This is a genomic window from Thermosynechococcus sp. OHK43, assembly GCF_014466085.1.
In the GTDB taxonomy this organism is placed as follows: Bacteria; Cyanobacteriota; Cyanobacteriia; order Thermosynechococcales; family Thermosynechococcaceae; genus Thermosynechococcus.
On record NZ_JACOMP010000038.1, the window covers coordinates 1 to 7,538 of the forward strand.

A 7,538-nucleotide genomic window follows, 5' to 3' on the forward strand; every position below is an offset into this window, starting at 1 on the left:
GAGTTAGTCAGCACCCCACCCCTAGAAAATGCGGTGTGGATTACCGAAAAAGTGTTACCCTCCTCTGTGACCTCAGGGGTAGCTTGGCATCCACGGGTTCTGTGGCTAGGTATTGGCTGTGAACGGGGAACATCGGCAGCCCTGATCCAGCACGCCATTGATCAGACCCTTGCCCAAGCGGGACTCAGCCCCCTCGCGATCGCCGGCCTTGCCAGTATTGATCGCAAAGCCGATGAAGTGGGGTTATGTCAAGTGGCTAAGGCGCACGATTGGCCCAGCCGCTGGTTTTCCGCACAAGAATTGGCACCTGTTACAGTGCCTACCCCCTCAGCAATTGTGGCTGCAGAGATGGGAACCCCCAGTGTTGCCGAAGCCGCAGCAGTGTTGGCCAGCGAGGGAGGTCGTTTAATTGTTCCTAAGCAGATTTACCGTCAAGGGGGTGAGGGGGGGGCAGTGACGATCGCCATTGCCCAATCTGAACGGGAATTCATTCCCCGCCAAGGCTCCCTGAGCCTCATTGGCACTGGTCCGGGATCTTTGGATCAACTCACCCTCGGAGCCCGCTCTGCCCTTTTGGCCGCTGATATTCTTGTGGGCTATACCCTTTACCTCGAATTGATCGCTCCCCTACGGCAACCAGGACAGATGGTGGCGGCCTATGGCATTACCCAAGAGCGACAACGTGCCCAAGTGGCGATTGATCTGGCACAGTGGGGACTCAATGTCGCGGTGGTTTCTTCGGGCGACTGTGGCATCTATGGCATGGCGGGTCTGGTACTAGAGCTATTGGCAGAAGCGGACATCACCAATTTACCGGTAGCGGTGTTTCCAGGGGTGAGTGCTGTGAATGCTGCCGCGGCTCGCTTGGGGGCACCCCTGATGCACGATTTTTGCACCATTAGCCTCAGCGATCGATTGACCCCTTGGCCAGTCATTAAGAAACGCCTACAGGCGGCGGCAGAAGCGGATTTTGTTACCGCCCTTTATAATCCTCGTTCCCGCGATCGCCAGCAACAATTGGTGGACGCCAAAGCTATTTTCTTAGAATATCGTTCACCACAGACACCAGTGGCAATTGTTCGTGCCGCCTATCGCCCTGAGGAGCACATCACCCTTACCACCCTTGGGGCATTTGAACCAGCAGCAGTGGATATGTTCAGCTTGGTGTTGATTGGCAACGCCAGCACCCGCCGCTTCCAGGATTGGCTGATTACCCCTCGTGGCTATCTAGGGAACCCTAAAGCAAGCCTGTCTGACCGAGGAGATTAAAACAAGCCCAGTTGACGATACTGAGGGCGATCGAGCCAAAAAAGGCACTCCAAAAACCATTTCGGAGGGTAAATCCATCCACAAAAGCAGCAGCAAGGGCAAAAATGGCTGCATTAATGATCAGGGCAACTAAGCCAAACGTGAGAAAAATAAAGGGGAACGTTACAAACTTGAGCACTGCGCCAAGGGTGGCATTGAGCAGACCAAAGACAATCGCCGACCACAGAGCAGTTGAGAACTTGTCAATTTCTACCCCCAAAAATGAGAGGCGAGACACAATAAACAAGCTAATACTGGTCACAATCCAAGTAATGAGTAAACCCCACATAGGCAGCTCCTATGATTTATTTAGATAACTATTGAGATAACGCTAGATAACAATCAAGAAAAAGGGGAATACCGGTACACCAAAGGTCACACTGAACCAGTAGCTAACCAGACTGAGGAGAAGGCTCAAGAACAGCGAAAGACACAGTGACCACAGCAGATAGGAGGCAACCTCGTACATCCTTTGCCAAAAGGAATCAAAGGGCAGGTCTAGCACATATCCATTGGCAGAGACCCGTACAGGGGCTTGAGACATCGCACGATCCTCTAGCAGCATTGCTTTTATTTTAGGCCAGGGATGAGAACGTAACATTTTGAGACACAAATTTTTGTAAATCATGTGTGTTCAGAATCTGGGGCGATAATAGAGATAGAGCGCGATGCACTGAGGTGGGCATGGGACAAGGTTGGCAAGTGGGCCGTGTCTTTGGCATTCCCCTGTATATTGATCGGTCGTGGTTTCTAGTGATTCTGCTATTTACTTTTCTCAATGGCAGTGACTGGCAGGACACGTACCCGCAGTGGGGAGCACTGGTATGGCTGATGGGATTTGGGGTTTCCCTACTGTTGTTTGCCTCAGTATTACTCCATGAATTGGGGCACAGTCTAGTGGCGCGCTCCCAAGGAATTACAGTACGCTCAATTACCCTCTTTCTCTTTGGTGGTGTGGCAGCCATTGAACGGGAATCCAATACTCCTGGTCAAGCCTTTCAGGTGGCGATCGCCGGGCCCTTGGTGAGTTTTGCCCTTTTTGCCCTGTTGCAGGGGGTAGCTGTCCTACTGCCGGGAGGTCATCCCCTCCATGAACTGTTACTCTATCTGGCGCACATCAACTTTGTCTTAGGGGTCTTTAACCTCTTACCTGGACTTCCCCTCGATGGTGGCCAAGTCCTCAAAGCAGCGGTTTGGAAATTGACAGGCAATCGCTTTCAGGGGATGCGTTGGGCAGCGCGATCGGGACAAGTGTTGGGCTGGTTGGCCATTAGTTTTGGGCTATTTGTAACACTCCTTGGCAGTGGCAATGGCCTGTGGTTGGGTCTATTGGGGTGGTTTGCCCTGCAAAATGCCACGCTCTACGATCGCCTTAGCCGACTCCAGGAAGCATTGGTGACCCTGACGGCGGCTGATGCCATGACACGGGATTTTCGGGTGATTGAGGGAACGTTATCCCTGCGGGAGTTTGCCGATCGCTATCTCCTACTGGCCGATCGCCAGCCCACAGCCTACTTTGTCGCCACCGATGGCCGCTATTGTGGCTATTTAGATTCCCAAGCCCTGAACCATGTGGAGCGCAGCCGTTGGGAAGTAACGCCAGTCGCGGAATTAGCCGTACCCTTGCGGGCGATCGCCACCGTCAAAGAATCCGACTCTCTCGCCAAGACTGTTTGCACCCTAGAGGAGCAACAACAACGCTTTATTACTGTTTTAACCCCTGCAGATGCCGTAGCGGGCGTTATTGATCGCGGTGATGTTCTACTGGCTTTGGCCAAACGGTTGCACTGGCAACTGGGGAAACAGGACATTCAACGCCTCAAGCAAGAAAGGCACTATCCCCCAGAACTGCAATTATTGGAACTGGCAAAAACAGCCCTGCAATTTCAGGGGGGGGATGGCGGAATAGCGGTTGCTTCACAAATCCGCTAGCTTGTTTTAGCAGCCGACAATCAGGATGGAGAAAAATGGCAGCCTTGACTGTAGCTGTCTGCCCTAACGCGCCCTGGAGGACTCGAACCCCCGACATCCGGTTTTGGAGACCGACGTTCTACCAACTGAACTAAGGACGCAAGCCTGTTTACAGGGGGCGATCGAACCGTGGCTTGATCCGCGAAGCTTTACCCATGCGATCGCGCAGGTAGTAGAGCTTGGCCCGGCGCACTTTACCCCGCTGAATTACTTTTATACTATCAATTCGTGGCGAATGCAGCAAAAAGACTCGCTCAACGCCCACCCCTTGAAAGACACGGCGCACGGTAATGGTGCGGTTAATACCCGTGTTGCGCATAGCGATCACATCCCCTTCGTAGGGCTGGACGCGCTCCTTATCGCCTTCTTTAATTTTGACCCCAACCCGAACGCGATCGCCCACATGAATCACGGGCAAGTCAGTCTTCATTTGCTCCGCTTCAATCGAGCGAATAATCTCTTGGGCGTTCATGACAGTTCCTTAACTCGCAATCTCTTAGCGTACCCTAAGCGTTTAGACTTGTCTAGGCCAATTTTTTATTTTTTGCTTTGCACATCGCCAAGGGTGTATCCCAACTTCAGCAGCAGCCGCCGCAGTAGGGGCAAGCTCAAGCCAATTACATTACTGGGAGTACCGACAATCTTCTCGACAAAGGCACCCCCTTGGCCATCGAGGGCAAAACAGCCAGCACAGGCAAGGGGTTCACCGGAAGCCACATAGGCAGCAATTTCGGCATCGCTAATATCGGCAAAGACAACTTGGGTAGACTCCACCTCAACACAGGTGCGACCCTGTGCCAAATCAATCAAAGCATGGCCTGTCAGCAGGTCTCCCGTTTGACCGCGCATTTTCTGCCAGCGGGCGATCGCCATCTCTGGCGAGGCCGGTTTACCGTAAATTTCTCCGCCAAGCACCAGCACAGAATCACAGCCCAAAATTAAGGCGGGGGCTGAATAACTCTGAGCGACAGTTTCTGCTTTGCACCGTGCCAGTAACCGCACCAGTTCTGTTGGCGTTGTTGCTTGAATAACCGACTCATCAAAGTGACTGGGCTGAATAATGGGATCAATGCCAATTTGTTGCAGCAATTGGCGGCGTGCCGGGGAGGCAGAGGCAAGAACAAAGGGCACCATAGGGCTGTGTTTGAGGCAACCAGTCTTTATGATCTCATATTGAAACTATCAAACCTGCATGAGGTGTCCTATTGAGGGTTTATTATCTAGGTGTTGCGTCTGGAGTCAGACAAATGACGAGTGCGGCCTACACCTACACTCCCCCCAGCGGACTACCCCAGGATGCACCATTACCCGATCACTTTTTGACCTACAAAAAACTCCAGTCGCTGCCGGAAATGTGGCCCCTATTGGCGCAACGTCATGGGGATGTGGTGGCTCTTGATGCTCCCTACGAAGATCCCCCGACCCGCATTACCTACAGTGAACTCTATCAACGCATTCAACGCTTTGCAGCTGGCCTACAGGCTCTGGGTGTCGCTGCCGGCGATCGCGTGGCCCTATTTGCTGACAATAGCCCCCGCTGGCTCATTGCCGATCAAGGCAGTATGATGGCTGGTGCCATCAATGTGGTGCGCAGTGGGACCGCCGCTGCTCAAGAACTGCTCTACATTTTGCGCGACAGTGGAGCCACCCTACTGCTCATCGAAAACCTAGCCACCCTCCGGAAGCTGGAAGGGTCTTTGGTGGATACAGCAGTCAAAACAGTGGTGCTCCTGAGTGGAGAATCCCCTGAATTGACAGGTTTTCCCCTGCGGCTTTTGAACTTTGGTCAAGTCTTTACGGAAGGACAATATGGCACAGTGCGGGCAGTGGCCATTACCCCCGCTGACCTAGCAACGCTAATGTACACCTCCGGTACCACGGGTCAACCCAAGGGGGTGATGGTTACCCATGGGGGGCTCCTGAGTCAAATTGTTAATCTCTGGACAATTGTGCAACCGCAGGTGGGCGATCGCATCCTCAGTATCTTGCCCATTTGGCATGCCTATGAACGGGTGGCCGAGTACTTTCTCTTTGCCTGTGGCTGCAGCCAAACCTATACCAATCTCCGCCACTTCAAGAATGACCTGAAACGGTGTAAACCCCACTACATGATTGCCGTCCCTCGCATCTGGGAAGGCTTTTACGAAGGGGTGCAAAAGCAACTGCGGGATAGTCCGGCTACAAAGCGGCGTCTTGCCCAGTTTTTCCTCAGTGTTGGCCAGCACTATATACTGCAACGGCGACTGCTCACGGGCCTGAGCCTGACCAACCCCCATCCCAGCGGCTGGCAGAAATTGGTGGCTCGCGTGCAAACCCTCCTCCTCAAGCCCCTCTACGAACTGGGGGAGAAGCGTGTTTATAGCAAAATTCGTGAAGCCACCGGCGGTGAGATTAAACAGATAATTAGTGGTGGCGGTGCCCTTGCTCCCCATTTGGACACCTTCTATGAAGTGATTAACCTAGAAGTCTTGGTGGGCTACGGTCTCACCGAAACGGCCGTAGTGCTAACCGCTCGCCGCCCTTGGGCAAACCTACGGGGATCCGCTGGCCGTCCAATTCCCGATACCGCCATTAAAATTGTTGACCCAGAAACTAAAGCCCCCCTTGAGTTTGGCCAAAAAGGACTGGTGATGGCCAAAGGGCCACAGGTGATGCGCGGCTACTACAACCAACCAGAGGCCACCGCTAAGGTGCTAGATGGGGAGGGATGGTTTGACACCGGCGACTTGGGCTACCTCACCCCCAATGGAGATCTGGTGCTGACGGGACGGCAGAAGGACACGATTGTTCTCAGCAACGGTGAAAATATTGAACCGCAGCCTATCGAGGATGCCTGTGTCCGCAGCCCCTATATTGACCAAATTATGCTGGTGGGTCAAGATCAAAAAGCTCTTGGTGCCCTCATTGTGCCCAATTTAGAGGCATTGGCGGAGTGGGTGGCTGCCAAGGGGTACCGACTGGAGTTGCCAAACCGACCGGCAGGAGCGGGCAGTGGTGAGGTGGTGACGCTGGAAAGCAAAGTCATTATTGATCTCTACCGTCAAGAACTGCTGCGGGAAGTGCAAAATCGCCCCGGCTATCGCCCAGATGATCGCATTGCCACGTTTCGCTTTGTCCTCGAACCCTTTACGATAGAGAATGGTCTTTTGACCCAAACCCTAAAAATTCGCCGTCATGTCGTGAGCGATCGCTACCGCGATATGATTAACGCCATGTTTGAGTAATCTTCATGACAGACCCTATGGATAGCAAACTGCTCCTGCGGCGCCAGATTATGGTGAAAGCCATTGTCACTCCCGAGTGGAAAGACGATGCCCAAAGGCAGCTTCAGGCACAACTCAATCAAGTGGATGCCCAAATTCAGCAGTTGGATCTGCAAGTGCAGCAAGTGATTGACGAACTGCGCAAAAGTAATGAAGCAGCGGATGTGGTCAATGCCCGTATTCAAGACGTTCAAGGGCAAGCCAACAACCAAAAAGCACAACTCTTACAGCAAAAAAATCTAATTCTTCAGCAATTGGATCAGGTGCAACGCCTACAAATGGGTCAGGAAGTGGATCAAGGTCAGGTGGATAATTTTTTCTATGTCACCAAAGGGGATAACCTGATTCAAAAGATGCAGGTGGAAATTCTCCTGCGCAATGGTGTCATCGAAGAAATTCGTGGCACGCTCTAGGTTTTACCCTTTATTTTTTAGGGAATTTGAGATTTGACTCCCTTTCAATTGCCAACTAAGGATAGCAGCCTCTATGATTCGTGAACTGTTCATGCCCGCCCTCAGCTCCACCATGACCGAAGGGAAAATTGTCTCTTGGCTGAAATCTCCCGGGGATAAGGTGGCTAAAGGGGAAACCGTGCTGATTGTGGAATCCGACAAGGCCGATATGGATGTGGAGTCCTTCTACGACGGCTATTTGGCAGTGATTACCGTACCTGCTGGCGAAGTAGCAGCCGTTGGCTCCACCATTGGCCTTGTGGCAGAAACAGAAGCAGAAATTGCGGAAGCAGAGGCAAAGGCCAAGTCCCTTGGGAAGGCTACCAGTTCTGACCGGGCTCCAGCCACGAGTAATGGCTCAGGAACGGCTCCTGCCGCCAGTGCTGCCGCTGTACCGGCTGGGCGAGTGATTGCCTCCCCCCGTGCCCGCAAATTGGCCAAGGAACACAAAATTGATTTGAAGACGCTCAAGGGAACTGGCCCCAATGGTCGGATTACAGCCGCCGATGTGGAAGCTTTGATTGGTGCGCCTGCACCCCCCCCC

The 7,538-nt window shown here is 52.9% G+C and carries 9 protein-coding genes and 1 tRNA gene; 5 read left to right on the plus strand and 5 right to left on the minus strand.

What is annotated here, in order from left to right; all coding sequences use genetic code 11:
- Positions 1-1,269 (plus strand): precorrin-3B C(17)-methyltransferase (gene cobJ, locus H8Q75_RS01730; RefSeq protein ID WP_297039955.1); only part of this gene is annotated, 1,269 nt, incomplete at its 5' end.
- Here the strand turns inward: cobJ and H8Q75_RS01735 are convergent.
- Both H8Q75_RS01735 and H8Q75_RS01740 read right to left on the minus strand, forming a co-directional pair.
- Positions 1,238-1,597, minus strand: coding sequence for a phage holin family protein (locus tag H8Q75_RS01735; protein WP_024124402.1), 360 nt, complete (start codon positions 1,595-1,597; stop codon positions 1,238-1,240). The two genes, cobJ and H8Q75_RS01735, sit on opposite strands and share 32 nt — an antisense overlap.
- Before the next feature lie 42 nt (positions 1,598-1,639).
- Positions 1,640-1,852: a hypothetical protein gene (locus tag H8Q75_RS01740; protein WP_024124403.1), complete on the minus strand. Its 213-nt coding sequence runs from the start codon at positions 1,850-1,852 to the stop codon at positions 1,640-1,642.
- A 140-nt stretch (positions 1,853-1,992) separates the two neighbouring features.
- On the opposite strand from H8Q75_RS01740, the gene H8Q75_RS01745 reads away from it, so the two are divergent.
- The gene (locus tag H8Q75_RS01745) at positions 1,993-3,240 is read left to right on the plus strand and encodes a site-2 protease family protein (RefSeq protein WP_024124404.1); all 1,248 of its coding nucleotides are present in this window, start codon (positions 1,993-1,995) and stop codon (positions 3,238-3,240) included.
- A gap of 67 nt (positions 3,241-3,307) precedes the next feature.
- Here H8Q75_RS01745 and H8Q75_RS01750 read toward each other — a convergent pair.
- From H8Q75_RS01750 to H8Q75_RS01760, 3 genes are all read right to left on the minus strand, one after another.
- Positions 3,308-3,380, minus strand: a tRNA-Trp gene (locus H8Q75_RS01750).
- Positions 3,381-3,388: 8 nt separating this feature from the next.
- The gene (gene rplS / locus H8Q75_RS01755; RefSeq protein ID WP_024124405.1) at positions 3,389-3,751 is read right to left on the minus strand and encodes a 50S ribosomal protein L19; all 363 of its coding nucleotides are present in this window, start codon (positions 3,749-3,751) and stop codon (positions 3,389-3,391) included.
- 65 nt (positions 3,752-3,816) lie between these two features.
- On the minus strand, positions 3,817-4,413 hold the full coding sequence (locus H8Q75_RS01760) for a nucleoside triphosphate pyrophosphatase (protein ID WP_024124406.1): 597 nt from the start codon (positions 4,411-4,413) through the stop codon (positions 3,817-3,819).
- Positions 4,414-4,526: 113 nt separating this feature from the next.
- Here H8Q75_RS01760 and H8Q75_RS01765 point away from each other — a divergent pair, with 113 nt between their 5' ends.
- From H8Q75_RS01765 to H8Q75_RS01775, 3 genes are all read left to right on the plus strand, one after another.
- The gene (locus tag H8Q75_RS01765) at positions 4,527-6,503 is read left to right on the plus strand and encodes an AMP-binding protein (RefSeq protein WP_024124407.1); all 1,977 of its coding nucleotides are present in this window, start codon (positions 4,527-4,529) and stop codon (positions 6,501-6,503) included.
- A 5-nt stretch (positions 6,504-6,508) separates the two neighbouring features.
- Positions 6,509-6,955, plus strand: coding sequence for a YlqD family protein (locus H8Q75_RS01770; protein ID WP_041429038.1), 447 nt, complete (start codon positions 6,509-6,511; stop codon positions 6,953-6,955).
- 73 nt (positions 6,956-7,028) lie between these two features.
- Positions 7,029-7,538: E3 binding domain-containing protein (locus H8Q75_RS01775; RefSeq protein ID WP_297039963.1), on the plus strand; the 510-nt coding region annotated here is incomplete at its 3' end.

Coding starts and splice junctions, on each gene's coding strand:
- H8Q75_RS01735 (WP_024124402.1), bottom strand. CDS start 1,597: ATGTGGGGTTTACTCATTACTTGGATTGTGACCAGTATTAGCTTGTTT.
- H8Q75_RS01740 (WP_024124403.1), bottom strand. CDS start 1,852: ATGTCTCAAGCCCCTGTACGGGTCTCTGCCAATGGATATGTGCTAGAC.
- H8Q75_RS01745 (WP_024124404.1), top strand. CDS start 1,993: ATGGGACAAGGTTGGCAAGTGGGCCGTGTCTTTGGCATTCCCCTGTAT.
- rplS (WP_024124405.1), bottom strand. CDS start 3,751: ATGAACGCCCAAGAGATTATTCGCTCGATTGAAGCGGAGCAAATGAAG.
- H8Q75_RS01760 (WP_024124406.1), bottom strand. CDS start 4,413: ATGGTGCCCTTTGTTCTTGCCTCTGCCTCCCCGGCACGCCGCCAATTG.
- H8Q75_RS01765 (WP_024124407.1), top strand. CDS start 4,527: ATGACGAGTGCGGCCTACACCTACACTCCCCCCAGCGGACTACCCCAG.
- H8Q75_RS01770 (WP_041429038.1), top strand. CDS start 6,509: ATGACAGACCCTATGGATAGCAAACTGCTCCTGCGGCGCCAGATTATG.